Consider the following 26,495-nt stretch of genomic DNA (forward strand, 5'->3'; position numbering starts at 1 on the left):
TCTTTGCTCTTTGACCGCACTACTCTTTGACGGCGCTGTCGGCGATGCCCGCGGCGACGTAGCGCTGCGCGATCACGAGCAGCACCGCCGCGGGGACGGACGCGATGACCCCCGTGGCCATCACGCTGTTCCAGTCGGTCATGTGGGCGCCGATGAACCGGTAGATCCCGACGGTCACGGGCGCGGAGTCGTCCCGCGTGGTCAGCGTCACCGCGAACAGGAAGTCGGCCCAGGCGAACAGGAACGAGAACAGGCTCGCGGCGATCACGGCGTTCCTGCTGATCGGCAGGAACACGGCGACGAGCGTGCGCAGGCGGGACGCGCCGTCGATCGCGGCCGCCTCGCGCAGCTCGCCGGGAATGGACCGCATGAACGCGTGCAGGACGAGGATCGCGAACGGCACGCACAGTGTGGAGTCGGCGAGGATCAGCGCGAACGGCGAGTTGATCAGGCCCAGGTCGCCGGCCGCGACGTACAGCGCGTTGGCCATGACGATGCCCGGGATCATCTGCGCGACGAGCAGCGCGAACTGCAGCGCCCGCCCACCCGGCGCGCGGAGCTGCGCCAGCCCGTACGCGGCCGGCACGGAGATCAGCAGCGTGAGCGCCACCGTGCCGAGCGAGACCACCAGGCTGGTGACCAGGTGCGCGCCCTGGGTGGACAGCGCCTGCCGGTACCCGTCGAGCGTCCCGTGCAGGGGCAGCCAGGTCGGGCTGTCGCCGATCAGCTCCGTGGACGGCAGGAGCGAGGCGTTGATCATCCAGTACAGGGGGAACAGCATCACCGCGAGAATCACCAGCGCCGCCGCCGTGGACGCCGGCCGCCGGGCCGTCATCGCCGGCCTTCCGCGTCGCGGGTGGCCCGCAGGTAGACGAACGCGAAGACGACCGCGACGACGATGAGGATGTTGCCCACGGCCGCCCCGCGCCCGAACGCGAGCTGCTGGAAGGACAGGTCGTAGGAGAACGTCGTGAGCGTCTGCGAGGAGTCGGCCGGGCCGCCCTGCGTGAGCACCATGATCACGTCGAAGACCTTCAGCGTGTAGATCAGGCCGAGCGTCAGCACCACCACGGTGACGGGGCGCAGCAGCGGGAGCGTGATGCGCGTGAACCGCTGCCAGGCGTTGGCCCCGTCGAGCCCGGCCGCTTCGTAGAGCTGCGCCGGGATGCCCTGCAGGCCGCCGTACAGGATGACCATGTTGAACGGGATGCCGACCCAGATGTTGACCAGCGTCACCGACAGCAGCGCCAGGTCCGTGCTGGCCAGCCAGGGGACGGGGTGGCCGAGGGTCTGGTTGAGCACCCCGGAGTCGGTCTCCAGGATCCACCGCCAGGCCGTGCCCGACACCACCAGCGGCAGCAGCCACGGCACGAGCAGCAGCGACCGCAGGACGCCGTTCAGCGCGAAGCGCCGGTGGAAGAACATCGCCAGGGCCAGTCCGGCGGCGAACTGCACCGCCAGCGACCCGGCCGTGAACAGCACCGTGTTGAGGACGGTCCCGCCGAAGGCCGGGTCCTGCCAGACGGCGCGGTAGTTGTCCCATCCGACGAACGGGGCGACGCCGGTGTAGAACGACTTCACCGTGTAGTCCTGGAAGCCCATCCGCAGATTGCCGGCGAGCGGGTAGACGTAGAAGACGAGGACGTACAGGCAGGTCGGGGCGATGAACGCGAACGCCGCCCACCGGGCGCCGAGAGTACGCCCCCGCACCCCCGCCGCGTGCGCGCCGGGGGTGGTCCTGCGGGCCGAGACCAGGGCGGGCATTACTTGACTGCCGCCTGCGCCGCGGCCAGCGCCTCCTGCGGCGACTTCCCGCCGGCCAGGGCCGCCTGGATCGCGTTGAACAGCGCCTCGCTCACCTTCGGATAGGCCGTTCCCAGCTCGGCGGTGCGGGCCAGCGCGGTGGCGACCTCCTCGGCGAACGGCGCGAGCTGCGGGTCACTCGCCGCGAGCTGCTTCGCCGCCGCCTCGTTGCTGGGGATGTACCCGGCCGCCTTCGACCACTCCAGGCTCTTCTCCTGGCCGAGCAGGCACTTGAGCACGGCGGCGGCCTTCTTCTCGCGCTCGGGGGTGCTGTGGCCGATCGTCCAGACCTCCCCGCCGAGCGGCGTCACCGGCTTGGCGGTGGGCGAGGGAATGGGAATCGGGACGATGCCGAACTCCAGGTCCTTGTTCCCGTTCAGCGTGGGGAGCTGCCACGGGCCGTTGACCATCATCGCCGCGTTCCCGGCCATGAACTGGTCGTTGATGTCGGCCTGGGTCCAGGTGACCACCGACTTGGAGGCCCATCCCGAGTCCACCAGGGTCTTCCACAGGGTCAGCGCCTGGACGGCCTGCGGGGAGTCCAGCTGCTTGAGGCTCGCGCCCGCCGTCCAGAAGAACGGCTCGAACTGGAAGCTGCCCTCCTCGGTGCCCACGGCGGAGAACGCGATGCCGTACCGCTTGCCCTTGGTCAGGCTCTTGGCGGCGGTGGTCAGCTCGTCCCAGGTCTTCGGCGGCTGGAGGCCCGCCTCGGTGAACAGCTTCTTGTTGTAGTAGAGGGCCAGGCCGTTGACGCCGGGTGCGATGCCGTACGTCTTGCCCTCGTACCGGCCCGCGTCGACGATCGAGGGGAACAGCCCCTCGGTGCTCAGCCCGGCCTCGGACAACGGCACCAGGCCGCCGGTCGCGGCGAGCTGGGCCAGGTCGGGGTTGTCGATGAGGGCGAGGTCGGGCAGGGACCTCGACGAGGCCTGCTGGAGCAGCTTGGGCATGAACTGGGTGCGCGGCACCTGCTGGTGCTCGATCTTCACGCCCGCCTCGGTGCCGCAGGCGGCGAGGATCTCGGGAAGCTTGGTGTTCTGCGGCGCCGCCTCGTAGTAGTCGATCTCGGTGAGCGTGTCCGTGCTCGCCGCGGGGGCGGCGCTCTCGCCGCAGCCGCCGATGGCGAGGGTGGCGACGACGGCCGCGCCCGCGGCGACCGCACGGCGCCGGGCGAGGGGGGGTGCTGAATATGACATGGTCAGGGCCTTTCGAATTGATTCGACGATGCCGCGCGTGCGGCTCGCCGGGCGACGCCCCGGCGTCTAACCTCGCTTCCGCCGGGGACGCCGATAGGTGCGGGTGCTTTCACGAACTTTCAGCTCGGGTGCGAGCATGGTGACCGGCGGCTGTGGTTCGCCGCGGATCAGACCGGCCAGGCGTTGCACGGCCGTGCGCGCCAGGTCCTCGACCGGCAGCGCCAGCGAGGTGACGGGGTGGGTCATCCGTTCCACCACGTCGTCGGAGCAGATCGCGACGACGGAGATGTCCTGCGGCACGCGGCGTCCCATGCCCGCGAGCCGGTCCACCACCAGCGGCAGCGCCCACTCGTTGTAGACGATCAGACCGCTCATGTCCGGATTTATCGCGAAGAGTGCGTCGAGGGCCGCGACCACCCCGGCCGAGGAGGGCTCGCACGGCTGCCACGCCGCCCGCGCGCCCCGCCTCTCCAGCGCCTCCAGCGCGCCGTCGCGGGCGTGCGCCGCGTACGCACCCCCGCGCGCGTACGTCTCGGGCGGCTGGCCGAGGAACCCCACGTCGGTGTGCCCGAGGTCCAGCAGGTGCTCGGCGCAGAGCCGTCCCGACAGCGTGAAGTCGAAGTCGACGTGGCACAGCCCCGCGGGGTCGTCGGGGGTGCCCACCAGGACGGCCGGGGACTTCAGGGACCCCAGGAGCTCCACCCGCGGGTCCCGCTGCTGCACCTCCATCAGCATCACGCCGTCGATGAGCGCGCTGGCGACCGCGTCCCGGATCGCCTTCTCGCCGTCGTCGTCGGTGAGCATGAGCAGCTTCAGCCCGGCGTCCTGCGCGGCCGAGAGCGCGGCCCACACGTAGGGCATCTGCACCTGGTTGTGCGGCCCGTGCACGAGCGGCAGCGCCATGGCGATCACGCCCGACCGTCGCGTCCTGATCGACTGGGCCCCCGCGTGCGGCCGGAACCGCAGCTCCTCGATGGCGCGCTCGACCCGCTTGATCGTCTCGGTCGAGATCGACCGGTTGCCGCTCAGCACGTACGAGACGGTGCTGCGGGAGACCCCCGCATGCCTCGCCACGTCCGCGATCGTCACCGCCATGCCCGGCTCCCCGCACGCTGTCGAACTGATTCGATTTCGGCAACGTAACACCCGGCTGACATGCCCACAAGACCCAGTCTGAGGAGCCCCCGGCGCGAGCGGCGGGCCGACCCGGGACGGTTCACCGTCCGGCCACCGGCAGGCGGGACGCGGCCGTCACATGAGCCCCGCCACCCGGACCGGGGTGGGGGGTCGAAGGCTCATCTCGGGAGGGCCGCCGTCGCTCAGCGGCTCGTCCTCGCACTCGTCGAACGAGAGGCGGCCCCCGAGTTGCGCGGCGAGTTCGAACTGGTCGTAAAAGATCCGGTGACTGACGATGAAGCCGTCCTCGACGAACGACAGGCTGCACGCACGCACCGTGATCGGGCGCGACGTGGGCTCGACGATTCCTCCTCCGGGCATCAGCCACGGGCCCTTGTGAACACCGGTCAGCGTGTATTCCGCGATCAGGGTGTCCCCTAGCACGGTCACCGTCTGCGGGGTGCACCTGGAGTCGGGGAACGCCTCCATGAACTGCCCGTAGTAGGAGGCGATCTCTTCCCTGTCCTCGCCGATCCCGTCCGGGGCGACCAGCACGGCTCGGGGACTGAAGCACTGGGCCAGCGTGTCGAGATCATGCCGGTTGAAGGCCTTGCGCAGCCGGTCCAGGACAAACAGAGGATCAGACATCGAGAGGGTCCTTTGCCGTACAGATGCGTCCAGATACGTCGCCCGATCACCTAGGGAGATCTGTCATATTTCATCACGATAGCGCCGCTTAGCGAGTAAAGCGGCTTTAGAGCTTTTCGCACCGAACACTAGGACGCTGCCCGGTATGGGATTGGTCAAGAAACGGAAGATAGCCCGTCAGTGAGGTGGCCGTTACGGGCGGGCGTGTCAATTTACGGCGATGACAACGGGCTTCCGGACGGCTCGCGGGCGGGCGCCGTGGAGGCGCGGAGGGCTCCGTCCGGCGCCGGCCCGGCCGGACGGCGACCCGCACACGCGCGCCGCCTCGCACCGCGGCCCGCGGGACGCCGCCACCCTCTCCCCGCACGGCGCGAGGCCGTCTCCCACCGCAGGTGGGATGCATGCAAGGCTCAGACATCCGATCACATGTCGAGGAAGTTCCGACGCAACCCCTTGTTACGGTGACATTTCGATGCTATTTCCTTGGTCAACGCATCCTTTGATCGGAGGAATCCGTTGGCCCCTCCCCAACGACGGCGCCTCAAGGCCGGTCTCATCGCGGCGTTGACCCTCGCCGCCGGGGTGAGCATCCCGGGTCCGGTGTACGGCGACCCGACTCCTTCCGCCGGTGCCACCTCGACACCCGGCGACCTGACGCTTTGGTACGACAAGCCCGCCACCGACTGGGAGAGCCAGGCCCTGCCGATCGGCAACGGCCCCCTCGGCGCGAAGATCTTCGGCGGCGTGGCGACCGAACAGATCCAGTTCAACGAGAAGACCCTGTGGACCGGCGGCCCCGGCTCCCCGAACTATGACTTCGGCAACTGGAAGACCCCCAGGCCGAACGCGATCGCCGAGGTCCAGCAGCAGATCGACCGCGACGGCAGGATGTCCCCGGAGGCGGTGGCGGCCAAGCTCGGCCAGGGCAAGACCGGCTTCGGCTCCTACCAGACCTTCGGCGACCTGTTCCTCGACATCCCCGGCGCCCCGCAGAACCCCACCGGGTACCGGCGGGACCTGAACCTGCGCGACGCCGTGGCCAAGGTGGGGTACACCGCCGACGGGGTCGGCTACTCGCGTGAGTACTTCGCCAGCCACCCCGGCAACGTGATCGTCGGCCGCGTCTCCGCCGACCAGGCGGGCAAGGTCTCGTTCACGCTGCGGCACACCTCACCGCGCGACGACAAGACGGTCACCGCCTCGAACGGCCGGCTGACCATCCGCGGCGCGCTCTCGGACAACAAGATGAAGTTCGAGGCCCAGGTCCAGGTGGTCACCCAGGGCGGCACCCGCACCGACGCCGGGGACAAGATCACCGTCACCGGCGCGGACAGCGCGATGTTCGTCCTGTCGGCAGGCACCGACTTCTCGGGCGCCTACCCGGCCTACCGGGGCGCGGACCCGCACGCCGCGGTCACCGCCGCCGTCGACGCCGCGGCCCGCCAGGGGTACGACCGGCTCAAGCGCGCCCACCTCGCCGACTACCACCGCCTGTTCGACCGCGTGAAGCTGGACCTCGGCCAGAGCACGCCGGCGATCCCCACCGACCGGCTGCGCGCGCAGTACACCGGCGGCGACTCGGCGGACGACCGCGCGCTGGAGGCGATGTTCTTCGCCTACGGCCGCTACCTGCTGATCTCCTCCTCGCGTGAGAACGAGGAGCTGCCCGCCAACCTGCAGGGCGTGTGGAACAACTCGACCAACCCGCCCTGGTCGGCCGACTACCACGTCAACATCAACCTGCAGATGAACTACTGGCTCGCCCAGCAGACGAATCTGGACGAGACCACCAGGCCGTACGACAGGTACATCGCGAACATGGTGGCCCCCGGCGCCAAGACCGCGCAGGAGATCTACGGCGCGCACGGCTGGGTCGTCAACAACGAGACCAACCCGTTCGGCTTCACCGGCCTGCACAACTGGGCGACCTCGTTCTGGTTCCCCGAGGCGGCGGCCTGGACGACCTCGCAGATGTACGACAACTACCGGTTCTCCGGCGACGTGAAGTACCTGAAGAAGACCGCCTACCCGGTCATCAAGGGCGCTGCGGAGTTCTGGCTGGACTTCCTGCACACCGACCCGCGCGACGGCAAGCTGGTCGTGTCGCCCAGCTACTCGCCCGAGCACGGCGACTTCTCGGCGGGCGCGTCGATGTCGCAGCAGATCGTGTACGAGGTGTTCGGCAACGCCCTCGCCGCCGCCAGGAAGCTCGGCGTGGACAAGGACTTCCAGAAGCGGGTGAGCGCGGCGCTCGCCAAGCTCGACCCGGGCATCCGCATCGGCTCCTGGGGCCAGCTCCAGGAGTGGAAGACCGACTGGGACTCCAGGACCGACGACCACCGGCACGTCTCGCACCTGTACGCGCTGCACCCGGGCCACCAGATCGTTCCGGGCACCCCCGAGGCGGAGGCCGCCAAGGTCTCGCTCACGGCGCGCGGCGACGGCGGCACCGGCTGGAGCAAGGCGTGGAAGATCAACTTCTGGGCGCGGCTGCTTGACGGCGACCACGCCCACAAGATGCTCAGCGAGCAGCTCAAGAGCTCGACGCTGGCCAACCTCTGGGACACGCACCCGCCGTTCCAGATCGACGGCAACTTCGGCGCCACCTCCGGCATCGCCGAGATGCTCGTGCAGAGCCAGGACGACATCGTGCACGTGCTGCCCGCCCTGCCCTCCGCGTGGAAGAACGGCTCGGTTTCCGGCCTGCGCGCCCGCGGGGACGTGACCGTCGACGCGGCGTGGAAGAACGGAGCCGCCGACACGGTGACGATCCACCCCGGGAAGACCGGCCCGATCAAGGTCAGGTCGCCCTTCATCGCCGGACGCTACCGCGTCTACGACGACAGGGGCCACGAGGTCGGCCCGCACCGCGACGGCGACACGCTGAGCTGGTTCGCCGTCGCCGGCAAGGCGTACACGATCCAGAACGAGGCCGCCGTCGTGCTGAAGGCCCCCGCCTCGGCGAGCCCCGGCACGGCGTTCCAGGCCGAGGTCACGGTGACCGCCCTCCGCAGGCGCACCGTGCCCGCCTCGGACGTGACGCTGACCCTGCCGAAGGGCTGGACCGCCACCCCGGCGTCCGTTTCCCTGCCCGCCTCCCCGCCCGGAGGCGGCCGCACGGCGACGTTCACCGTCACCCCCGGCCCGTCCGACGGCTCGCGCAGCGCGGTGCTCGCCGCCACCGCGAAGGGCGACACCTGGACGGGGTCGTCCAGGGCCGTGCTCACCATGTCGCCCTGCGCGATGCCGCAGGCCGGATCGGTGCTCGTCGCCTGGGACCCCAAGGAGGGCGGCACCGTGACCGACTCCTCGGGCAACAAGCGCGACGCCACCGTCACCGGCGGCACCGCCACCTATGACAGCACCGCGCCCACCGGCAGCGGCCTGGTGCTCGACGGGAACACCTACATGGTCACCGGCGACACGACCCTCGGATACCTGCCCGAGGCCACCTTCGCCGCCGAGGTCAGGATCGCGGGCAGCGGGTACCGCCGCCTGTTCGACTCCCAGCCGTCCGGCAACCCCGGCACGGACGGGATCATCATCGACCTGACCCCCTCCAACACCCTGCGGTTCATCGGCGCCGGCCAGAACGTCGGCATCAACACCGCGCTGCCGACCGGCCGCTGGATCGACCTGGTGGTCACGCTGGACCGCACCGGTGCCATCACCGTCTACGTGGACGGCGTCCAGAAGGCCACCGGCCAGGCCACCAGCGACGGCATCACCGGCTGCACCGCCCGCTCGCTGCGCTTCGCCGCCGACCAGGGCGGCGGCCAGCGCCTGACGGGCGGCGTCGACCGCGCCGCCATCTTCGCCGGGAAGCTCTCGGCCGAGGAGATCACCACCTGGAAGGACCGCGCCTTCTAGATCGCGCCTTCTGACCGGTCTCACCACCCACCCACGGCCCCGGGGCGCTCCCTGCCCCGGGGCCTCTGCTCGTCCCCGGAGATCCCCGCGCGGCCGGGACCATGTCCCCGCCTTCCGGCGGATACGTCCTCGTCGTGAGCCACCTCGACGCCGTCTTCCAGTCCGGGGGCGGCGGCGGGGTGTGCTCGGTGCCGGGCGGGGAGGTCACGAACGCGAGGAACTCCAGGACGGGCCAGGCCAGGAGCGCGGACCCCGCGACGACGCGGCGGAACGAATCAGGGTTTTTCAGCATGTGACCACTGAACCGGTGACATGTCCCGCCTCGCCTGAGTCACCGTCCGTGTTCGACCAGGACGATCGCCATGACCCCCGGGACGTTGTCAGGCCGGACCGGCCGCACGAACGCGCGAATACGCGGGGGCGCCCTCGTCGTTTGTGTTCCCTCCATTTTCGCGGCCGGCACGGTGGACGTATCCCGTACTAACTGCGGTCATACGAGTCAGCCCGTCCCTGACGGCGGCTGATCGCCTAGTCAGACGGCCACGTCGACCGGCGGTGCGGGGTGAATCCCCCGGCCGCCGGCCATAGTAACCGGCGCGCAGTTCGGATGATTTGACATCTTCCTGCCAATCTTGAATATCGATTCAATGATCGATTGTCAGCTTGCTGCATAGCATTTTTGAAGAAGCTGCCGCCGCGCCCGCAATGCAAGTCTGTCGATGCGGCCGATATCGGGGTGGTCGCGCGTAGGAATGGAGGTGAGCGGTGAACTCGAATGCGACGACGATCAGCACCGGAACCGATTCCGCGTCCGGGCCCGTGCCCACGCCCCAGGCGGAGGCGATCCACCCCGGCCCCCTCCGCTTCCAGACCGGCTTCGCTCACCCCGGCACGGCGCGCTACCAGATCTGCGTCGACCGCGTGAAGCGCAAGTACCTCGACCACTACGGCGCCGTCGTCGACCCCCGTCCCGACCTGTTCGTCGTCGTGTGGGACGCCGCCCGCCCGTCGCCCACGTTCGAGGGCACGCTGGGCGTCGCGGGGCTCACCGCCGCCGCCGGGCGCGGGCTGCTGTCGGAGAACTACCTGGACGTCCCGGTCGAGCAGGCCTGCGCCGGTGTGGCATCCGGGGCGCGCGTCGACCGCGGCCGCATCGCGGAGATGGGCCCGCTCGCCTCTTTCCATCCCGGCACCGGGATGTTCCTCATGCGCGGGCTGCCGCGCATCGCCCGCCACCTCGGTTACGACTACCTGCTGTCCACTCTGACCCAGAAACTCCACGACCTGGCCAGGGCCGCGGGCTGGGAGTTCCACACCCTCACCAACGCCCGCCGCGCCGACCTGACCGCGACCCACTCCGCCGACTGGGGCACCTATTACTCCACGAAACCCCGCACCGGGATCCTCCACTGCGGACAGAGCGTCACCCCGCACGCCATCGGTTAGAGAAAGCCCTTCCAGAGCACCGATATCCGACCGCGCGAAAGGAGTCCGCCGATGCGCTGGCTCGACCATGCCCTTCGCCGCCTCGGCTCACTGGAGACGGTGGCCGTCGAGGAACTGCGGCCATCCGGCCCGCCACGCCTCCACACCTACGGGACCGTGCTGGGCGCGGCCGTCCGGATGGGCGACGCGATCGTCGCCGCGGCACGAGGACGAGAGACCGAGACCAGCACGATCGGCATCCTCACCGGCAACGGTGTGGAGGGGATCGTCGGCGACCTGGCCTGCCTGCTCACCGGCGTCCGATCGGTGCCCATCCCGATCGCGTTCGGCCGCGACCAGGCCCGCCACCTGCTGTCGCACTCGGTCGTCTGCCTGGTCGACGAGCAGGGGCGCAAACGGCTGGCCGAGTGGGGTGGCGAGAGCGAGATCCTGCCCGAGGGCTGCGAGATCATCCCCGTCACCGTCGAGGGAGGACATGATCCGGACGAGATCGCCACCAGGGTGCGGCAGGCGGCGGCCCTGGACGAGTTCGCCATCTGCAAGATCGTCCACACGTCCGGCACGACCTCGACCCCGAAGGGCGTCATGCTCCGCCGGGGCGCCGTGGACGACCTGATCGACTCCATCACCAGCCGGATCGGCGTCGAGGCGTGGCAGCGGTACGTCTCCGTCGTGCCGCTGAGCCTGCTGGTCGAGCAGGTCTTCGCCGTCTACCTGACCTTCCTCGCGGGCGGCACGGTCGTCTTCCTGCCCGAGCAGGTCAAGCCGCTCGGCACCGCGGGCGGCGACGTCGAGCAGGTCCGCGGGCTGCTCGCCACGGCCAGGCCCACGGTGTCGCTGGTGCCGCCGTCCCTGGTGGAGTCCATCGCGGCGCGCGCGAAGACCACCCCGGAGGCGAGCACCCGCGAGCTCTCGCTGGCGGTGTACGGCCGGGAGGACCCGATGCTGCTGTTCAGCGGCGGCGCCCCGGTGTCCGACGAGGTGCTGCGCGTCATGTGGGACCGCGGCCTGCCCGTGTACGTCGCCTACGGCCTGAGCGAGAACGGCTCGGTCGCCACGCTGAACGGCCCCGGGCTGGTCCGCCTGGGCACGGTCGGCAAGCCCCTGCGGCACTGCGAGGTCCGCAGGTCCGACTCGGGCGAGCTTCTCATCCGCAGCTCCTCGCTGCTCACCGGCTACCTCGGGTCGGACGACCCGACCGCGCTCCCCCTGGACGCCGAAGGCTGGCTGCACACCGGCGACATCGCCGACATCGACGCCGACGGCTACGTCACCATCACCGGCAGGCTCAAGAACATCATCATCACCTCCAACGGGCGCAACGTCAGCCCGGAGTGGGTCGAGGCGCAGTACAAGAGCCGGCCCAGCATCGAGGCGGCCGCCGTCTTCGGCGACAACATGGAGCGGCTGATCGCGGTCTTCGTCGTCAGGCGCGGCGCCGACCAGGCCACCGCGCTCGCCGAGATCCGCCACGTCAACGCCGAGGTGCTCTCGGAGATCGAGCAGGTCGGCAGCGCCGCGCTGGTGGAGGCCGACGAGACGTTCTACGCCGAGTTCTTCACCGTCACCGGACGCCCTCGCCGCAAAGAGATCAAGGACGCGCTGACCACCGGCCGATTCGACGTAATCGAGGTTTGAGACATGCTGGACAGCTTCGCCACGACCGACCACACCGACGGCAAGGGCCTGGTCGTCACGGCCGGCGACCGCGCCGGGTTCGACACGATCGACCGCGTCGAGCTGCTGACCGCGCTCGCCGAGCACGGCTACGTCCTCCTGCGCGGCTTCGAGTCCGACCCCACCACCTTCTCGGCGCTCATCCAGAGCGTGTCCTCGCGCATCACCCTGGACCCGGCGCGCAAGTTCGCGGGCGGCAACGTCGCGCAGAAGATCGAGGCCGGCCTGGTGCCACAGGGCCTGCACATGGAGAACGGCGCGACGCCGTGGGTGCCGGACCTGGTGTGGTTCTACTGCGAGACCCCTGCCAAGGTCGGATCGCAGACCACCATCTGCGACGGGCTCTACGCGTGGGAACGGCTGCCCGAGCGCACCCAGGAGCTCTTCCTGTCCACCCGCATCACGTTCGCCAGGCCGATGCCCGAGGACAAGTGGAAGAACCTCGTCGTCCGCCTGCTGGACGGCGCCAAGACCGCCGACGAGGTCACCCTGGACGACCTGTTCGCGGTGACCGACGACGACGTGGACGTCAAGTACCAGCTCCGCCCCGACGGCTCGGTGCACTACAAGTACTACACCTACGCCGCCCACACCACGCTCTTCGGCTCGGACATCGCGTTCGCCAACAGCATCCTGACCCCGTCGGTCAACTACGAGCCCCCGGTGATCGAGTTCGAGGACGGCCGGCCGCTGGACGCCATGCTGATGCGCCAGGTCATCGAGGCCACGGAGCTGGAGACCGACGAGATCAACTGGCACACGGGCGATGTCGCGCTGGTGGACAACAGCCGGCTCATGCACGGCAGGCGCAAGATCCGCGACCCGCTGCGCTCGCTCTACAACGCGCAGAGCTACGCCAGGGAGGACCTGGTCGGCGCCGTCCGCGACCTGACCTCCGGTCACCAGGCGGCGTGATGCGCACCCAGTACGACGACATCGGCCAGTCGTACGAGCGGCTCAAGCACGAGATGCCCCTGGCCAGAGGGCCGGAGCGTGCCACGTTCGAGGCGCTGACCGCCGAGGTCGCGGGCAGGTCGGTGCTGGACCTGGCGTGCGGGACCGGCTGGTACAGCAGGATCCTCGCCCGCGCGGGCGCGGCGTCGGTGCTCGGGGTGGACATCTCCGCCGAGATGGTCGCCGTCGCCGAGCGCGCCGAGGCCCGCGAGCCGCTGGGCGTCCGGTACAGAGCCGGTGACGCCCGGCTGCTCGGCGTCACCGGCCGGTTCGACCTCGTCACCGCGGTCTGGCTGCTCTGCTACGCCCGCAACCCGCTGGACCTGTCCGCCATGGCGGGCGCCGTCTACGCCAACCTGGCCCCGGGAGGCGTGTACGCGGGCGTGGAGATGAACCCGCGGTTCGACTGGGCGGGGCCGAAGGCCACCAAGTACGGGCTGACCCACCGGCCCGACGCCGACTTCCCCGGCGGAAAGGAGCTGACGGTCACCGCCCACGTGGACCCGCCCATCACGTTCCAGGCCTGCTTCTGGGAGGAGGAGCCCATCGTCGCCGCCCTGCGGGACGTGGGCTTCCGCTCGGTGGAGCTCGTCCCCGCCACCCTGCCCGCCGACCCGGCCGACACCTTCTGGGACGACTTCCGGACCAACCCCACCATCGTGGGCATCCGGGCCGTCAAGTGACGCCCGGCGACCCACGGGCCACGGTCGTCGCCATCCCCTGAGATCCGCCTTCCGCGCCAGTGGAGGCCCGTCCCCGCGACCGGGCCTCCACTGGCCTCTCCTGTGCCGGACCACACGCGCGCCGTTCACCCTGTTGGGGACGGCGAGCTCCGCGCTGGGGTGAGGCGGTGGAGGGCGGCGAGGCGTTCCAGGAGGAGGCCCTCGCGGGTGGACCAGGGGCAGATCTCGACGCGGGTGGCGCCGCAGGCGTGCATGAGGGCCTCGGCGACCAGCGCTCCGGCCAGTGACTGCTCGGCGCGGTGGGCGCTGATGCCGGGCAGCCGGCCGCGGTCGCCGGGGTCCGTGCGGGCCAGCAGCGCCAGCGACGCGCGCAGGGCGCGCGTGGTGAGACGGCGGCGGGTGGCCGGCGGGCCCGCGTGGGCGGCGCCGAGCCGGGCGAGCTGGGTGAACGTCTTGGAGCACGCGAGCACGCGCCCGCCGGGCACCACCGACGGCAGGTCGGCGACCTCGGCGAAGGCGTGGCGAAGACGCCTGCGCACCTCGCGCAGGTGCGCGGCGGAGCGGGCGACGCCGCCGGGCAGCCACTGGCGGGTGACCGTACGCGCGCCCAGCGGCAGGGAGTGCACGGTCTCGGGGTGCGCGCCGAAGCCGGAGGCGACCTCGACGGTGCCGCCGCCGATGTCCAGCACCAGCAGGCGGCCGGTCGGCGGGCCGGCCCACTGGCGGGCGGCCACGTAGGCCAGCCGGGCCTCCTCCTGCCCTGACAGCACCCGCAGCCGGGTGCCGGTGGCCTTCGCGATGCGGGCGATCACCTCGTCGCGGTTGGGCGCGTCCCGGATGACGGAGGTGGCGAACGCGAACACCTCCGCCCCCTCGGGCACCCGCGTCCCGTGTTCGGTGCGCATCGCCTCGGCGACCGCGCGTTGCAGGCTGCGCACCCCGCGCTCGGTCACCCGTCCGTCCGGGCCGAGCATCTCGTTGAGCCTGAGGCGGACCTTGCGGGACGTCACCGTCTCCAACCCGGTGTCAAGCCCGGTGTCCAGCCGGGTGTCCGCGGCCGGCCGCCTGACGACGGTGAGCAGCGCGCTGTGACACCCGACGTCCAGCACCCCCGCGTGGCGCATCACCACCACCTTTCCTCTCGATGGAGCGTCGATGGCGCCTCCATGGTCCCGTGCGGGGGCGTCGAGCGCGGCCGTGTGACGAATCGCTCCCTGACACTTACTGACAAGCACGGTCATTCATGGCCATTCCAATGCCTTTACCCAAGCGCAGCAAGGGCTACCGCACGCAACCCGACACCGTTGCGGCCCGTTCGCGCCGGCAGGCGGCCCCGCCCCGCGCGCGCCGGGGTCAGCTGATGTAGCGGCGGGCTGTCGAGCGGGACTGGGACTCCTCCAGGGCGGCGAAGCGGAGCTCGGCGTGGGGCGGCAGGGACCGCCGCTCCGCCAGCACCCACGGCAGGCCGCGGAGCGCGTCCAGGAACGCCAGCGCCGAGACGCGGTCGCGCGGCACCGTGCGGATCAGATGGGACGTCCGGCGCAGCGCCGGACGCAGGGGCCGCCGCAGCCACGTGAACCACAACGTGTTGCGCAGCCCCGCGCGGCGGCGGGCGTGCGGGTCGCGGATCGTGGACGCCTGGTGGTGGACGGTGAGCTCCTCCAGGTAGCACAGCTCCCAGCCCGCCGCGGCGAGGTCGGCCGCCAGCAGTTCCTCCTCGCCGCCGAGCCAAAGCCGCGCGTGGAAGCCGCCGCAGCCGAGGAAGGCGTGCCTGCGCACCACCGACGCCCCCGCGAGGAAGCTGCCGAGCGCCGGTCCTGGTAGCCAGTCCGGCCGGGGCACCGGCGAGTCGCGCAGCTCGGGGACGATCGGGTCCTCGTGCCCGCCGGGCTCCACGAGGATGCGCGCGGTCACGACCGCCAGGCGCGGGCACGCGTCCAGCACGTCGGCCGCCCGGGTCAGGCAGCCGGGGTCCCACCACGTGTCGTCGTCGCAGAAGGCGACATAGGGCGTGTCCAGGCGCGCGGCACCGATGTTGCGGCCGACCGCGCCGAGGTTCTCCCTCAGCGCGACCAGGTCCACCTCGGGGTACGCCCGCGCCACCGCCTCGGCCGTCCCGTCGTCGGAGCCGTTGTCGACCAGCACGACCCGCGGGCCCTCGGGCAGCGCGAGCAGCCTGCCCACCGACGCGAGCGCCTCCTGCCTGCGGTTCCAGGTGATGACGACGACGCCGACGCGCCGCTCGCCCTCTTCGGTCATCCGGGCGTCTCCAGGGCCGCGAACGCCGCCTCGACGGCCGGCGGCAACCGCCGGCGGCAGGCCAGCGCGGGCCCGATCCGCCGTACGGCCTGGGCCAGCCCGCGGCGGCCAGCGTCCCCGCTCCGGGCGGCCGCGACGGCCCGGCGCGCCACGACCCGCCAGGGCCGGCGCAGCACGGCGTTCAGCACGGCGTTGCGCAGGGCGAGCGCCTGCCGGGCCCGGGGGTCGCGCGGCGGGGACGGATGGTGATGGGCGACGACGCCGGGGACGTAGCACAGCCCCCATCCGGCGGCGGCCATGTCCGCCGCGAGGCGTTCCTCCTCGCCGAGGAAGAAGATGACGTCGTCGAAGCCTCCGCTCGCCAGGAACGCGTCCCGTCTGACGACCACGCCGCACGCCAGGAACCCGAGGACGCTCCGGCCGGGCAGGCCGGGCTCCACGGGCAGCGGCGAGCGGGCCATCCGCGCGCAGATCGGGTCCGGCCGCTCCTCGGGCCCGACCAGGACGCGCGCGGCGAGCAGCCCGAGCCGAGGGTGGGCGTCGAACAGGTCGGCGGCCCTGCCGAGCGCGCCCGGCGCCCACCACGAGTCGTCGTCGGCGAAGGCGACATAGGGCGTGCGCGCGAGGTGGACGCCGAGATTGCGCGCCGTCGCCCCGCGGTTCTCGCCCAGCTCCACCACCTCGACGTGCGGGAACCGCCGCCGCACCATCGCGGGGCTGCCGTCGGCCGAGCCGTTGTCCACCACGATGACCCGCCCGTCGTGGTGCGGCAGCGAGCGCGCCAGGCCGTGCAGGCGGTCCCGGGTCGCCACCACGACCGTCACCCGGGCGTCGCGCCCGGGCTCCGGCGACGGCACGGACGGTCCGCGCCGTCGCCGGAGGTGGGGCGCCCGTGACTGGTCCATGTCCTCTTGCCTGCCCGGTCTCGACGCGCGAAATCCCGGTTCAACGGCCCGCGGCGGCCTCTGACGGCGGCGTCCCGGCAGGGCGCCGCGGCCCGCGCGGCGTCAGACCCCGGCGTCGACGTCCGAGGGATCGTTTTCGGCTTCCGCCCGGGTGAAGAGGGCGATGAGCGCATGTATGTCGTGGTCGGCCTCGGCGGGGTGCCGGAAGGGCCGGCCGGGCGTGATGGTGTAGGTGTTGCGGCGGCCGACCCGGCTGCGGGTCAGGTACCCGGCCTCTTCCAGGTCGGCGACGATGAGCTGGGCGGCGCGCTCGGTGATGCCGACGGCGTCGGCGATGTCGCGCATGCGGATGTCGGGCGAGCGGGCGATGCGGATCAGCACGCGGGCGTGGTTGGTGAGAAAGGTCCACGCCTTGCCGTCTCCAGGAGCTGGGGGGGTTCCCACGCCATCACCTCACGCCTCCGCCGACATCCGTACCCCGGCTATTCTACGAAACAACTTTGGTGAATAATGTTTCGCGTAACATGCTACGCCTATCGGTGTGGCGGCGACTCCTGCCATTTGGCCCGCGGGGTGAAGGAGCGAGCATGATCACGCAGACGGCCAGGCCGTATCACGTGTTGCTGGTCGAGGACGACGCCGGCGACGCGCTCCTGATCGAGGAGGCCCTCACCACCGGCGGCACGCCCCGCTCGGTCGTGCAGGCGCCCGACGGGGTGGCGGCGCTGGAGTACCTGCGCGGCGGCACGGCCACGCGTCCCGATCTGATCGTGCTCGACCTGAACATGCCCCGCATGGACGGCACCGAGCTCCTGGGCATCCTGAAGTCGGACCCGGACCTGAAGACGATCCCGGTCGTGATGCTGACCACCTCCTCGTCCCCCGACGACATCTCCTCCGCCTACCGCCGCCACGCCAACGCCTACATCGTCAAGCCGGTGGAACTGGACGCGTTCACCAACGCCGTGCGCAGCATCGACGCGTTCTACCGCGGGACCGCCGCGCGCGTCCCGCCCGCCTGAAGACGTGACGACGGCCCCCCTTTTCCGGTCGCGCGACCGGCAGATTTCCGTTTCGACCAGCCTTGACCGGTTTCGAGGTGCTTTATACGATCTCCAGCGTCTTGACCAGCGCCACCGCGGCGTCGTAGCCGGAGACGCGCCCTCTCGCTCTGGGGCGTCCCCGGCCCCGGTTCCGGTCGAGACCGCTGAGAGGAATCGCATGAAGTTCCCTGCTTTGCGTGGCGCGGCCGTCGTGGCCGGTCTTTCCGTCCTGGTCGGAGCGCAGCCCGCGCTGGCCTCCCCGGAGGGCCACGGACGTTACTCGGCGGGCGCGCCCGGCGTCGGGGATTCGTACTTCCCCGACGCGGGCAACGGCGGCCTCGACGTCCAGCACTACGACGTCGGCTTCTCCTACGATCCCGCCACCAGGTACATGGACGCGAGCACCACGCTCACCGCGGTGGCCACGCAGGACCTCGACCAGTTCGACCTGGACTTCCGGGGGCCGCAGATCAGCTCCCTCACCGTCGGCAAGCACCCGGCGTCGTTCCGGCGGGACGGGCAGGAACTCGTCGTCACCCCGCGCCCGAAGCTCAAGACCGGCGAGCGCTTCACGGTGACCGTGAAGTACGCGGGCACACCACCGGTCATCACCGACCCGGACGAGTCCATCGAGGGATGGGTGCCGACCGACGACGGCGTGTTCGTCCCGGGCGAGCCGCAGGGCTCCCCCGCCTGGCTGCCCGGCAACGACCACCCGACCGACAAGGCGACGTTCACCTTCCGCGCGACCGTGCCGGAGGGCCTCACCGCGGTCGGCAACGGGCAGTTGCTGTCGCAGAAGACGAGCAACGGGCGTACGACGTTCGTGTGGGACTCCACCGAGCCGATGGCGACCTACCTCGCCACCGTGACGATCGGGAACTTCCAGGTCACCCAGACGAGGACGCCGAGCGGGATCCCGGTCTACACCGCCGTCGACCCGCGGCTCGCGGCTCAGTCAGCGGCCGCCGTCGCGCGGATCCCGGACATGATCGAGTACTTCAGCTCCCTCTTCGGCCCCTACCCCTTCGCCTCCGCCGGGGCGATCATCGACCGGGCGCCGAACGTCGGCTACGCCCTGGAGAGCCAGACCAAGCCCATCTTCTCCAGCGCCCCCGGCCTCGGCACGATGGCGCACGAGATCGCCCACCAGTGGTACGGGGACAGCGTGTCGCTCAGCCGCTGGTCCGACATCTGGCTGAACGAGGGCTTCGCGACGTACGCCCAGTGGCTGTGGACCGAGCACAACGGCGGCGCGACCACGCAGCAGACGTTCGACGGCGCGAGCAACTACGGGCGCGCCGCGACCTCGTCCTTCTGGCAGATCGTCGCGACGGACCCCGGCACGGTGGACATGTTCGGCAACGTCCCCTACAACCGGGGCGCGATGACGCTGCACGCCCTGCGCGGCAAGATCGGCGACGCGGCGTTCTTCCGGCTGCTCAAGGACTGGGCCGCCACGCACAAGTACGGCAACACGACCACCGCCGAGTTCGTCGCGCAGGCGCAGCGCGTGTCGGGCAAGGACCTGAAGGGCTTCTTCGACGTGTGGCTGTACCAGAAGGGCAAGCCGACCGCGTGGTGAGCACTTCCCGCTGACCCTGCCCGCACGGGTTCCGGCTTCCGGGCCCGGACCGGAACTCAGAGGAGCCGGCCCACCTCGCCGCCGACCGGGGTGCCGGTGCGGCCGGCGAAGGCCGCGATGATCCGCTGGCAGTCCAGGATGTCCGCCCGCCCGGCCTCCAGCCCGGACCGGGGTTCCACCCCGTCGCGGACCATGGCGTGGAACGCCTCCAGCTGGGTCTCGAACGCCTCGGTGATGCTGCGGCGCAGCGCCCGCCGCTCGGCGTCGCCGTCGAGTGTGGTGACGGTGAGCTCGGTCGGCGCGTGCATCAGGTACGGGGACGGGAAGACCAGCTCCACCGTGCCCCGCCCGTGCACGACGCGAACCGTCTCCCGGTAGGCCGGGAAGTCGGGCAGGAAGTGCCAGGAGAGGGCGAACCGCCCGCCCGTGGCGAGCGTGCCCGTGGCGGTGATGGACGGCGAGGGGTGGCCGAAGGCCTCGTGGTCGCGGACGGCGTCCCGCACGGCGTGCCGGGACGTCTGCCGCCAGATGTCGGCGAAGTCCACGGTCTCGGGGGGTGAGCCCAGGCTGCGCAGGATCGACAGGTCGTGCACGAGACTGCTCACCAGCACGCCGCGGTAGGCCCGCCACAGCGCCTCGTCGGCGTCGCCGACCGCGGCGGCGCGCAGTGCCCGCTCCTCGGCGTCGGCGTCGGCCCGCACGCGCGGCGGCAGCGGCGCGCTCGGGCCGACCACGCGGGCGAATTCGAGCTGGGAGGCGCCGGTGGGGTGCAGCACGGTCGCCTCGACGCTGCGGATGTCGTCCACGTCCGCGAGCAGCCGCGCCGCCTCGACGACGGCCGGGTCGTACTGCTTCATGTAGCCGAGCAGGATCGCCGGGTGCCCGAGATCGGGCTCGGCGGCGATGAGGCCGTCCGCCTCGGCGGTCGTGTACGCCAGCGGCTTCTCGCAGAACACCGGCAGCCCGCGGGCGAACGCGGCGTGGACCGCCGGCGCGTGCGAGCCGCGCGACAGGATCATCAGCGCGTCGATGCCGCCCGCGTCGAGCATGTCGCCGAGTGCGGTGAACCGGCGGTTCTCGGCGATGCCGTACCGGCGGCCGATGACGTCGGTCACCTCGGGCGCGACGTCGCAGACGCTCGCGACGGCGAACAGGTCCGGGCGCTTGGCCAGCAGGGGAAGGTGGACCGCCTGGGCCACGGCGCCGAGGCCGAGGACGCCCACGCGGAGCGGAGAGCTGAGGGGGGAGGTCACGCGCCGAATTCTCTCATTTGTCATGGTTTGGAGCCTGAACGGCATCCGTCGCGCGCCGCTGCCGGCCGGGATCGGAGGCCGGCCACGAGACGGCCGACGATCACCAGGTGACGTCCAGCGACGTCACGCCGTACACGACGCTGGAGTCGCGGAAGTGCGCCTCGGCGCCGACCGTCCGCAGGCCGGGGAAGCGCCGCAGCAGCGCCGGGAACGCGATACGCATCTCCATGCGGGCCAGCGGCGCGCCCAGGCAGTGGTGCACGCCATGGCCGAAGGCCACGTGGCCGGGGGTGCCACGCGTGATGTCCAGCCGCTCGGGGTCGGACATCAGCGCAGGGTCGCGGTTCGCCGCGGGCAGCACGCACATCACGAACTCGCCGGGCGGAATGACCTGCCCCGCGATCACGACCTCCGTACGGGTGATCTTCATCGTGCCGGAGTGGACGATGGAGAGCCAGCGCAGCAGCTCCTCGATCGCCGGCTCGATCAGCTCGGGCTGCTCGCGCAGCAGCTCCAGCTGGTCGGGGTTGCGCAGCAGGGCCAGCGTGCCGAGCGCCAGCATGTTCGCGGTGGTCTCGTGGCCCGCGAGCAGCAGCAGGTTGCCGATACCGGCCATCTCGTTCACGGTCAGGTCGTCGCCGTGCTCGCGCAGCAGCATGCCGAGCAGCTCGTCGCCCGGGTCCGCCTTGATGCGGGTCACCAGGTCGATCATGTACAGGCGCGACTCCACCCGCGCCGCGGCCCGCTCCTCCAGCGACAGCCGCAGGTCCAGGATGCGACGGGCCCGATCCCCGAAGCCCGACCTGTCCGCGTACGGCACGCCCAGCAGCTCGCAGATCACCAGCGACGGGATCGGCATCGCGAACGACGGCACCAGGTCGGCCGGCGCGCCCGCGCGTTCCATCGCGTCGAGATGCTCCTCGACGAGGGCGCCGACGCGTGGCTCCAGACGGCTGATGCGCCGGGCCGTGAACTCCGGCGTCAGCATCCGCCGCAGGCGGGTGTGCTCGGGAGGGTCGAACGCGAGCAGGTTGCCCGCGCGCATCTGGGCCTTCTTCTCCTCGCTCGGCTGCGCCACCGGCATGAGGAAATCACTCTCGACCGCCATGGCGAACCGGCCGTGGTCGCTCAGCACCTCGCGCACGTCCGCGTACCGGGTGACCATCCAGACGTCGGCGCCGAACGGCATCGTGACGCGCCTGACGCCCTCGCCGTCGCGCAGCGCCGTGAGCTCCGGCGCCGGGCCGAACCCCGCCCTGCTCGTGTGCAGCTGCGTGGCCGGAGCCTCGCTCATACGACCCCCTGACGTGGTCGGGGACGGCAGATTCAAGGCCATGGGCCCAACAGCTGATCCATTGGGGACTTTACTCCCCACGTCGCACCCCGTATAGCCGCGCCCGCGATCTCACGTTTCGGGCGCCCCCGGCGTCTTCGGAGTGAGGGGCCGCGCCGGCGGTCCCGCGAGTTCCGGAAAGGCCAGGCGACCATGGCAAGGACCCATACGGTCATCGCTTCACCGGTCGGCGACCTCACCGCGGTCGCCGAGGACGGCGTGCTGTGCGGGCTGTACTTCGCAGGGCAGCGGCGTCACCCGAAGCCGGAGGACCTGGGCGAGCCGAGCCCGTCGGGGTTCGAGGAGGTCCGCCGCAGGCTCGGCGAGTACTTCGCCGGGGAGCGGACCGCGTTCGACCTCCCGCTGGCCGCCCAGGGGGACGGGTTCCAGCAGAAGGTCTGGAAACTGCTGGAGGAGATCCCGTTCGGGCAGACCCGGACGTACGGCGACCTCGCGCGGGACCTGGGCGACGTGACCCTGGCCCAGGCGGTGGGCGCCGCGTGCGGGCGCAACCCCGTCTGCGTGATCGTCCCGTGCCACCGGGTGGTGGGGGCGGACGGCTCGCTGACCGGGTACGCGGGAGGGCTGGAGCGCAAGCGGTACCTGCTGGACCTGGAGGAGCCGGCCGAGCGGAAGGCGGCAAGACTGTTCTGAACGCCGGTACCGCCGGGCCGGACCTCCCCAGGATGTGACCATGCGACGACCCTTCGAGCAGATCGTCACCGAGTACGGCCCCATGGTGCTGCGCGTATGCCGAGCCGTCCTCGGGCCCCACGACGCCGAGGACGCCTGGTCCGAGACCTTCCTCTCGGCGATCAAGGCGTACCCGGACCTGCCGCCCGAGGCGAACGTGGAGGCGTGGCTGGTGACGATCGCCCACCGCAAGGCCATCGACGTGACCCGCGCCGCCGCCCGCCGTCCCACCCCCGTGGAGACGCTGCCGGACCGGCCGGCCCGCACGGGGCGGCCCGAGGACTGGGACGGCGACCTGTGGCAGGCGCTCAAGGCACTGCCCGCCCGGCAGCGGCAGGCGGTGGCCTACCACTACCTCGCCGGGCTGCCGTACAAGGACATCGCCGCCCTCCTCGGCGGGACGGCCGACGCCGCGCGCAGGGCCGCGGCCGACGGCATCAAGACCCTGCGCACCACCTATCCAGGCGATCCCGTGGACACCGAACAGAAGGAAGTGGCCCGATGACGTCCCCGTCCGACCCCGGGCGCCTGCTCGCGGCGCTCCCCGCGCAGGACGGGCCCGCGATGGCCCGGCTACGCGAACGGCTCGCCGACCAGGCGCAGCGCGAGGGAATCCTCGACATCGCCTACCGCACCCTGGAGACCCCCGTGGGCGACCTTCTGCTCGCGGCCACCGACGAGGGCCTGGTGAAGGTCGCCTTCGCCGTCCAGGACCACGACGCCGTCCTGTCGCATCTCGCGGGCAGCATCAGCCCCCGCATCCTGAACGCCCCGCGCCGCCTGGACGAGGCGAGCCGACAGATCGACGAGTACTTCGCGGGGCGTCGCACCCGGTTCGACCTGCCGCTGGACTGGCGGCTGTCCAAGGGGTTCCGGCGCGCGGTGCTCACCCACCTGCGCGACATCGGCTACGGCCGCACCGAGAGCTACGCCCAGGTGGCCTTGGCCGCCGGCAGCCCCCGGGCGGTCCGCGCCGTCGGCACCGCCTGCGCCACCAACCCGCTGCCGGTCGTGGTGCCCTGCCACCGGGTGGTGCGCTCCGACGGGACGGCCGGCCAGTACGCCGGCGGCGCCGAGGCCAAGCACTTCCTCCTCAACCTGGAGACGGCAGCATGAACACCACCACCACGAACCTCCCTGACGAATCACCCACCGCGAAGCCCACCACGGAAGCCCACCACGGAAGCGGGGAAGGGAACGATGACGCGCGCCAAGACGTACACCCTGCTGGGTGCGGACCGCAGGCCGTACGAGAGCCAGGTCGCCGGAACGCTGGGCGGGCACCGGCGTAGCAAGATCTACGGACGGCTGGACTGCCCCTCGGCCGAGCGCGCCCGCGCCCGCGGCGGGTACGTCCGCGACCGCGTCTTCTTCGCCGACGAGGACACCGCCCTCGCCGCAGGCTTCCGCCCCTGCGCCACCTGCCTACCGGCCGAATACCAAGCCTGGAAGGCAGGAACCCCGCCGACGATTTTGAAAATCGTGCACCTGCCCCCGGACCCGCCCCGGCACGGCACGGCACGGCCGAATCTAGCTCGGGAAGTTCGCGTTGGTATACCCGCTTTTCCGAGGGCACGGGTGTGAAACTCACTGTGCGCGGGACGCGGTGATTCCGGGCATCGGGCACAGCACCTTGTCCGGGGCCTCGAAATTCTTGCTGGCCTTCCATTTCGCGACCTCGCCGGGTTTCACGGACACCTCGGTCTTCGCGAAGTCCAGGACGGTGGCCGCCGTCGTCGTGAAGAAGACGGTTATCGAGTAGGTGACGGGCGTGGTCCCCCTGTTCGCGGCGGTCCCCTCGGCGGCCCAGCCGCCCGGGACGGCGGCGCAGGACGTCTGCTTGACGTTCTTGCGCTGGCCGGGCTCGTTCGGGATCGCCTTGGGCGGGCTGACCTGCGGCGGCGGCGACGCCGGGACGGGCGTCGGCGTGGCCGTGCCCACGGGGGGCGCCGGCGAGGAGCACGCGGTCAGGGCCGACGACAGCACGGCGCCGACGACGGCGGCCTTGAGGATGTTGTTTCGCACGGCGATGGTTCTCTCCCTGAGCGATATATGGAAATTTCAGGGGGATGGTTATTTCTCACCGACCGGCCGGAAATGCCGGAAATATCCTCACACCTTTTCGGTAAAGCGTGTCCGGAGCATATCGCGCGGCCTGCCCAATTCCCGTCAGGCCGAAACTTTGGCGGCACGGGCACCGGGCCCACCGGCCGGCCCCGGCATCCGCCATCGACCCCGCCAGAACGGCCCCGCCACGGGAGCCGCGGCGACGACCAGGCCCTGACCTGCACGAATGAGAGACATCGAACCCCCTGAAGGGCTCAGAAGATCAGCAGGTCTCATGAGCACGAAGCCGCGGAACGTGACGGTGGGTGACACTGCGTGACACGACCGGGCGTGGCGATCATGACTATGCGCGTCAGGATCACTACCTTGTGCATGCGTCTTTTCGATGCCACCGATCGATCCACTCGAAGCCGAAAGAAGGACATGCGCACCATTCATTTGACCGGTCGCTTGGTCATGCTCGTATCGGCGGTGACGGCCGCCGCCGTCTGTGCTCTCGGCCCGGCGGGCGCCGCGTCCGCGGCTGCGGGTTCGGCGGTCCATATGAACACGGGTTCGCCGGTTCCCACGGACACGGGTTCGCCGGTCCATATCGCCGGGGCCGACGACCCGCCTCCCGAGGAGCAGCCCTGTCCCGGCGGGGAGCCGAAGCCCTGTGGCGCGCCTGCGGAGGAGCGGGGCAGCGTCGAGTCAGGGCGCGCGGACGCCAAGAAGGCCGGCGAGGACGCCAAGAAGGACATCGCCGCGGCCAAGGACAAGGCCGAGAAGTGCGCCCCGGACTCCACCGAGGCGAAGGGCTGCATGACGAACCTCATCGGTGACGGCGCCGACCAGCAGAAGGGGTTGGACGACACCAAGCGGGCGCTGAGCGAGTTCAAGCCCGCGCCCTCCGACAACGCCGCGACGGCCGTCGCCGGGACGTGCGACGCGTTCGCCGCCGATCTGGCCCCTCTGTTCCAGGGAGACCCCGCCCTGCTGACCGGCATCTGCGAGCTGATGAAGTGATGATCACGAAGATATCCCGTATCGGCCGGATGTCCCTGCTTCCCGCCGCCGCCCTGGTCGCGTTCGTCCCGGCGACGGCGTCCGCCACCCCGCTGCCCGAGGTGCCCGCGGTGAGCGCGTTCGACGGCGGCAAGCCGCTGGCCTCGGCGGGCAAGGCCGTCAGGCGATGCGCCGAACGCCCGCGGAGTTGCCGGTTCGCGATCGACGCGGCCGCCTCCGGCGAGTACTACAGCGCCGTCAAGTCCCTCGGGAACGCGGTCATCAACTGCACGCTCGACGAGATCAAGGTGACCCGTCAGGTCACGTTGCGCACGAGCAGCTCCGACAACCTCGGGGGCGAGATCACCGGCAAGATCTCCGCGGAGGGGACCATCAACGGGTCCGGCGAGCTCAGCGCCGGGGTCAACGCGGAGGGCAGCGGCAGCTTCGACACCCCGAACAAGCAGCAGGGCCCGTCAGCCACGGTCGGAGCCAAGGCCGGCGCGAACGGCAGCGGCAAGATCACGGGCTCGCTCGGCGTCAAGGGCGCCTTCGAGGGGGCGTTCCGGCTGCAGTACCAGCGGACCTGGACCACCGAGCAGACCGAGTCCACGAGCTACGACGTGACCGTGCGGTCCGGAGACGTGCTGACGTTCGGAGCCAGCTCGGCCATGCAGCGGATCGCCGGGACGCTCACCGTGGGCGGCCTCAAGGTGCGCAACGTCGCCGTCGACGGCCCGTCCAGCGTCAACACCAGCACCTTCGTCGCCGACACCTTCACCGCGCCCGGCGGCACGTGCCAGCGCCTGCGGCCCCAGGGCAGGACCGCGGCCGACGACACCCCGAAACGGCTCGCCCGCGGCACGGGAGGGCTGACGGAGCTGCCCGCGGTGCCGCCGGGAGCGCGGCTGCGGGAGCACGTGGTGTTCGCCGCCGAGCGTCCCTGACCCGTCCCCTCCCAGCATTCACCCGTGGAGATC

General features: G+C 71.2%; 25 protein-coding genes. 13 read left to right on the top strand and 12 right to left on the bottom strand.

The window, feature by feature from the left end; genetic code table 11:
• Positions 1 to 19 precede the first annotated feature (19 nt).
• The 5 genes from DQ384_RS17280 to DQ384_RS17300 form a co-directional block, all read right to left on the bottom strand.
• Positions 20 to 835: a carbohydrate ABC transporter permease gene (locus DQ384_RS17280; protein ID WP_114029862.1), complete on the bottom strand. Its 816-nt coding sequence runs from the start codon at positions 833 to 835 to the stop codon at positions 20 to 22.
• Positions 832 to 1,764 (bottom strand): carbohydrate ABC transporter permease, encoded by a 933-nt coding sequence (locus DQ384_RS17285; RefSeq protein WP_114029863.1) that lies wholly within the window; start codon positions 1,762 to 1,764, stop codon positions 832 to 834. The genes DQ384_RS17280 and DQ384_RS17285 overlap by 4 nt, the downstream gene beginning before the upstream one ends.
• Positions 1,764 to 2,999, bottom strand: a complete 1,236-nt coding sequence (locus DQ384_RS17290; RefSeq protein WP_114029864.1) for a sugar ABC transporter substrate-binding protein — start codon at positions 2,997 to 2,999, stop codon at positions 1,764 to 1,766. The genes DQ384_RS17285 and DQ384_RS17290 overlap by 1 nt, the downstream gene beginning before the upstream one ends.
• 66 nt (positions 3,000 to 3,065) lie before the next feature.
• Complete coding sequence (locus tag DQ384_RS17295) at positions 3,066 to 4,094, bottom strand: LacI family DNA-binding transcriptional regulator (RefSeq protein ID WP_114029865.1); 1,029 nt, start codon at positions 4,092 to 4,094, stop codon at positions 3,066 to 3,068.
• Positions 4,095 to 4,250: 156 nt separating this feature from the next.
• The gene (locus tag DQ384_RS17300) at positions 4,251 to 4,763 is read right to left on the bottom strand and encodes an ester cyclase (protein ID WP_114029866.1); all 513 of its coding nucleotides are present in this window, start codon (positions 4,761 to 4,763) and stop codon (positions 4,251 to 4,253) included.
• 516 nt (positions 4,764 to 5,279) lie between these two features.
• On the opposite strand from DQ384_RS17300, the gene DQ384_RS17305 reads away from it, so the two are divergent.
• From DQ384_RS17305 to DQ384_RS17330, 5 genes are all read left to right on the top strand, one after another.
• Complete coding sequence (locus DQ384_RS17305) at positions 5,280 to 8,633, top strand: glycosyl hydrolase family 95 catalytic domain-containing protein (RefSeq protein ID WP_245966553.1); 3,354 nt, start codon at positions 5,280 to 5,282, stop codon at positions 8,631 to 8,633.
• Positions 8,634 to 9,398: 765 nt separating this feature from the next.
• Positions 9,399 to 10,079 (top strand): thermostable hemolysin, encoded by a 681-nt coding sequence (locus DQ384_RS17315; RefSeq protein ID WP_114029868.1) that lies wholly within the window; start codon positions 9,399 to 9,401, stop codon positions 10,077 to 10,079.
• A 51-nt stretch (positions 10,080 to 10,130) separates the two neighbouring features.
• Entirely contained in the window at positions 10,131 to 11,717 is a 1,587-nt protein-coding gene (locus DQ384_RS17320) for an AMP-binding protein (protein WP_114029869.1), read from the top strand.
• A 3-nt stretch (positions 11,718 to 11,720) separates the two neighbouring features.
• Complete coding sequence (locus DQ384_RS17325; RefSeq protein ID WP_114029870.1) at positions 11,721 to 12,671, top strand: TauD/TfdA family dioxygenase; 951 nt, start codon at positions 11,721 to 11,723, stop codon at positions 12,669 to 12,671.
• The gene (locus DQ384_RS17330) at positions 12,671 to 13,393 is read left to right on the top strand and encodes a class I SAM-dependent methyltransferase (protein ID WP_114029871.1); all 723 of its coding nucleotides are present in this window, start codon (positions 12,671 to 12,673) and stop codon (positions 13,391 to 13,393) included. Before DQ384_RS17325 ends, DQ384_RS17330 begins: the two co-directional genes overlap by 1 nt.
• A 125-nt stretch (positions 13,394 to 13,518) precedes the next feature.
• On the opposite strand, the gene DQ384_RS17335 is transcribed toward DQ384_RS17330, so the two are convergent.
• From DQ384_RS17335 to DQ384_RS17350, 4 genes are all read right to left on the bottom strand, one after another.
• Positions 13,519 to 14,517 (bottom strand): Ppx/GppA phosphatase family protein, encoded by a 999-nt coding sequence (locus DQ384_RS17335; RefSeq protein WP_114030067.1) that lies wholly within the window; start codon positions 14,515 to 14,517, stop codon positions 13,519 to 13,521.
• A gap of 229 nt (positions 14,518 to 14,746) precedes the next feature.
• Complete coding sequence (locus tag DQ384_RS17340; RefSeq protein WP_114029872.1) at positions 14,747 to 15,652, bottom strand: glycosyltransferase family 2 protein; 906 nt, start codon at positions 15,650 to 15,652, stop codon at positions 14,747 to 14,749.
• Positions 15,649 to 16,509: a glycosyltransferase family 2 protein gene (locus DQ384_RS17345; RefSeq protein WP_245966554.1), complete on the bottom strand. Its 861-nt coding sequence runs from the start codon at positions 16,507 to 16,509 to the stop codon at positions 15,649 to 15,651. Before DQ384_RS17345 ends, DQ384_RS17340 begins: the two co-directional genes overlap by 4 nt.
• A gap of 150 nt (positions 16,510 to 16,659) precedes the next feature.
• The gene (locus DQ384_RS17350) at positions 16,660 to 17,001 is read right to left on the bottom strand and encodes a helix-turn-helix transcriptional regulator (protein ID WP_114029874.1); all 342 of its coding nucleotides are present in this window, start codon (positions 16,999 to 17,001) and stop codon (positions 16,660 to 16,662) included.
• Positions 17,002 to 17,144: 143 nt separating this feature from the next.
• On the opposite strand from DQ384_RS17350, the gene DQ384_RS17355 reads away from it, so the two are divergent.
• Both DQ384_RS17355 and DQ384_RS17360 read left to right on the top strand, forming a co-directional pair.
• Positions 17,145 to 17,579 (top strand): response regulator, encoded by a 435-nt coding sequence (locus tag DQ384_RS17355; RefSeq protein WP_114029875.1) that lies wholly within the window; start codon positions 17,145 to 17,147, stop codon positions 17,577 to 17,579.
• Positions 17,580 to 17,778: 199 nt separating this feature from the next.
• The gene (locus DQ384_RS17360; RefSeq protein WP_114029876.1) at positions 17,779 to 19,185 is read left to right on the top strand and encodes a M1 family metallopeptidase; all 1,407 of its coding nucleotides are present in this window, start codon (positions 17,779 to 17,781) and stop codon (positions 19,183 to 19,185) included.
• A 56-nt stretch (positions 19,186 to 19,241) separates the two neighbouring features.
• On the opposite strand, the gene DQ384_RS17365 is transcribed toward DQ384_RS17360, so the two are convergent.
• On the bottom strand, positions 19,242 to 20,438 hold the full coding sequence (locus DQ384_RS17365) for a Gfo/Idh/MocA family protein (protein ID WP_181871263.1): 1,197 nt from the start codon (positions 20,436 to 20,438) through the stop codon (positions 19,242 to 19,244).
• Between the two features lie 100 nt (positions 20,439 to 20,538).
• A complete protein-coding gene (locus tag DQ384_RS17370; protein WP_114029878.1) occupies positions 20,539 to 21,732 on the bottom strand; it encodes a cytochrome P450 in 1,194 nt (397 codons plus the stop codon).
• 192 nt (positions 21,733 to 21,924) lie between these two features.
• Between DQ384_RS17370 and DQ384_RS17375 the strand changes: the two genes are divergently transcribed.
• From DQ384_RS17375 to DQ384_RS17390, 4 genes are all read left to right on the top strand, one after another.
• Positions 21,925 to 22,425: a methylated-DNA--[protein]-cysteine S-methyltransferase gene (locus DQ384_RS17375; RefSeq protein WP_114029879.1), complete on the top strand. Its 501-nt coding sequence runs from the start codon at positions 21,925 to 21,927 to the stop codon at positions 22,423 to 22,425.
• Between the two features lie 40 nt (positions 22,426 to 22,465).
• A complete protein-coding gene (locus DQ384_RS17380; RefSeq protein ID WP_114029880.1) occupies positions 22,466 to 22,969 on the top strand; it encodes an RNA polymerase sigma factor in 504 nt (167 codons plus the stop codon).
• Positions 22,966 to 23,580 (top strand): methylated-DNA--[protein]-cysteine S-methyltransferase, encoded by a 615-nt coding sequence (locus DQ384_RS17385; RefSeq protein ID WP_114029881.1) that lies wholly within the window; start codon positions 22,966 to 22,968, stop codon positions 23,578 to 23,580. The genes DQ384_RS17380 and DQ384_RS17385 overlap by 4 nt, the downstream gene beginning before the upstream one ends.
• A gap of 84 nt (positions 23,581 to 23,664) precedes the next feature.
• Positions 23,665 to 24,048, top strand: coding sequence for an Ada metal-binding domain-containing protein (locus tag DQ384_RS17390; RefSeq protein ID WP_114029882.1), 384 nt, complete (start codon positions 23,665 to 23,667; stop codon positions 24,046 to 24,048).
• Positions 24,049 to 24,051: 3 nt separating this feature from the next.
• Here DQ384_RS17390 and DQ384_RS17395 read toward each other — a convergent pair whose 3' ends face one another.
• Entirely contained in the window at positions 24,052 to 24,489 is a 438-nt protein-coding gene (locus tag DQ384_RS17395) for a hypothetical protein (RefSeq protein ID WP_114029883.1), read from the bottom strand.
• 465 nt (positions 24,490 to 24,954) lie between these two features.
• Between DQ384_RS17395 and DQ384_RS17400 the strand changes: the two genes are divergently transcribed.
• Both DQ384_RS17400 and DQ384_RS17405 read left to right on the top strand, forming a co-directional pair.
• Positions 24,955 to 25,536, top strand: a complete 582-nt coding sequence (locus DQ384_RS17400; RefSeq protein ID WP_147268810.1) for a hypothetical protein — start codon at positions 24,955 to 24,957, stop codon at positions 25,534 to 25,536.
• The gene (locus tag DQ384_RS17405; protein WP_114029885.1) at positions 25,536 to 26,462 is read left to right on the top strand and encodes a hypothetical protein; all 927 of its coding nucleotides are present in this window, start codon (positions 25,536 to 25,538) and stop codon (positions 26,460 to 26,462) included. Before DQ384_RS17400 ends, DQ384_RS17405 begins: the two co-directional genes overlap by 1 nt.
• Positions 26,463 to 26,495 lie beyond the last annotated feature (33 nt).

It is taken from the genome of Sphaerisporangium album, assembly GCF_003323745.1.
In the GTDB taxonomy this organism is placed as follows: Bacteria; Actinomycetota; Actinomycetes; order Streptosporangiales; family Streptosporangiaceae; genus Sphaerisporangium; species Sphaerisporangium album.

Excerpts from the sequence above, each read along its gene's own strand:
- DQ384_RS17280 (WP_114029862.1), bottom strand. The coding sequence starts at position 835 with ATGACGGCCCGGCGGCCGGCGTCCACGGCGGCGGCGCTGGTGATTCTC.
- DQ384_RS17285 (WP_114029863.1), bottom strand. The coding sequence starts at position 1,764 with ATGCCCGCCCTGGTCTCGGCCCGCAGGACCACCCCCGGCGCGCACGCG.
- DQ384_RS17290 (WP_114029864.1), bottom strand. The coding sequence starts at position 2,999 with ATGTCATATTCAGCACCCCCCCTCGCCCGGCGCCGTGCGGTCGCCGCG.
- DQ384_RS17295 (WP_114029865.1), bottom strand. The coding sequence starts at position 4,094 with ATGGCGGTGACGATCGCGGACGTGGCGAGGCATGCGGGGGTCTCCCGC.
- DQ384_RS17300 (WP_114029866.1), bottom strand. The coding sequence starts at position 4,763 with ATGTCTGATCCTCTGTTTGTCCTGGACCGGCTGCGCAAGGCCTTCAAC.
- DQ384_RS17320 (WP_114029869.1), top strand. The coding sequence starts at position 10,131 with ATGCGCTGGCTCGACCATGCCCTTCGCCGCCTCGGCTCACTGGAGACG.
- DQ384_RS17325 (WP_114029870.1), top strand. The coding sequence starts at position 11,721 with ATGCTGGACAGCTTCGCCACGACCGACCACACCGACGGCAAGGGCCTG.
- DQ384_RS17330 (WP_114029871.1), top strand. The coding sequence starts at position 12,671 with ATGCGCACCCAGTACGACGACATCGGCCAGTCGTACGAGCGGCTCAAG.
- DQ384_RS17335 (WP_114030067.1), bottom strand. The coding sequence starts at position 14,517 with ATGCGCCACGCGGGGGTGCTGGACGTCGGGTGTCACAGCGCGCTGCTC.
- DQ384_RS17340 (WP_114029872.1), bottom strand. The coding sequence starts at position 15,652 with ATGACCGAAGAGGGCGAGCGGCGCGTCGGCGTCGTCGTCATCACCTGG.
- DQ384_RS17355 (WP_114029875.1), top strand. The coding sequence starts at position 17,145 with ATGATCACGCAGACGGCCAGGCCGTATCACGTGTTGCTGGTCGAGGAC.
- DQ384_RS17360 (WP_114029876.1), top strand. The coding sequence starts at position 17,779 with ATGAAGTTCCCTGCTTTGCGTGGCGCGGCCGTCGTGGCCGGTCTTTCC.
- DQ384_RS17370 (WP_114029878.1), bottom strand. The coding sequence starts at position 21,732 with ATGAGCGAGGCTCCGGCCACGCAGCTGCACACGAGCAGGGCGGGGTTC.
- DQ384_RS17375 (WP_114029879.1), top strand. The coding sequence starts at position 21,925 with ATGGCAAGGACCCATACGGTCATCGCTTCACCGGTCGGCGACCTCACC.
- DQ384_RS17380 (WP_114029880.1), top strand. The coding sequence starts at position 22,466 with ATGCGACGACCCTTCGAGCAGATCGTCACCGAGTACGGCCCCATGGTG.
- DQ384_RS17385 (WP_114029881.1), top strand. The coding sequence starts at position 22,966 with ATGACGTCCCCGTCCGACCCCGGGCGCCTGCTCGCGGCGCTCCCCGCG.
- DQ384_RS17390 (WP_114029882.1), top strand. The coding sequence starts at position 23,665 with ATGACGCGCGCCAAGACGTACACCCTGCTGGGTGCGGACCGCAGGCCG.
- DQ384_RS17400 (WP_147268810.1), top strand. The coding sequence starts at position 24,955 with ATGCGCACCATTCATTTGACCGGTCGCTTGGTCATGCTCGTATCGGCG.
- DQ384_RS17405 (WP_114029885.1), top strand. The coding sequence starts at position 25,536 with ATGATCACGAAGATATCCCGTATCGGCCGGATGTCCCTGCTTCCCGCC.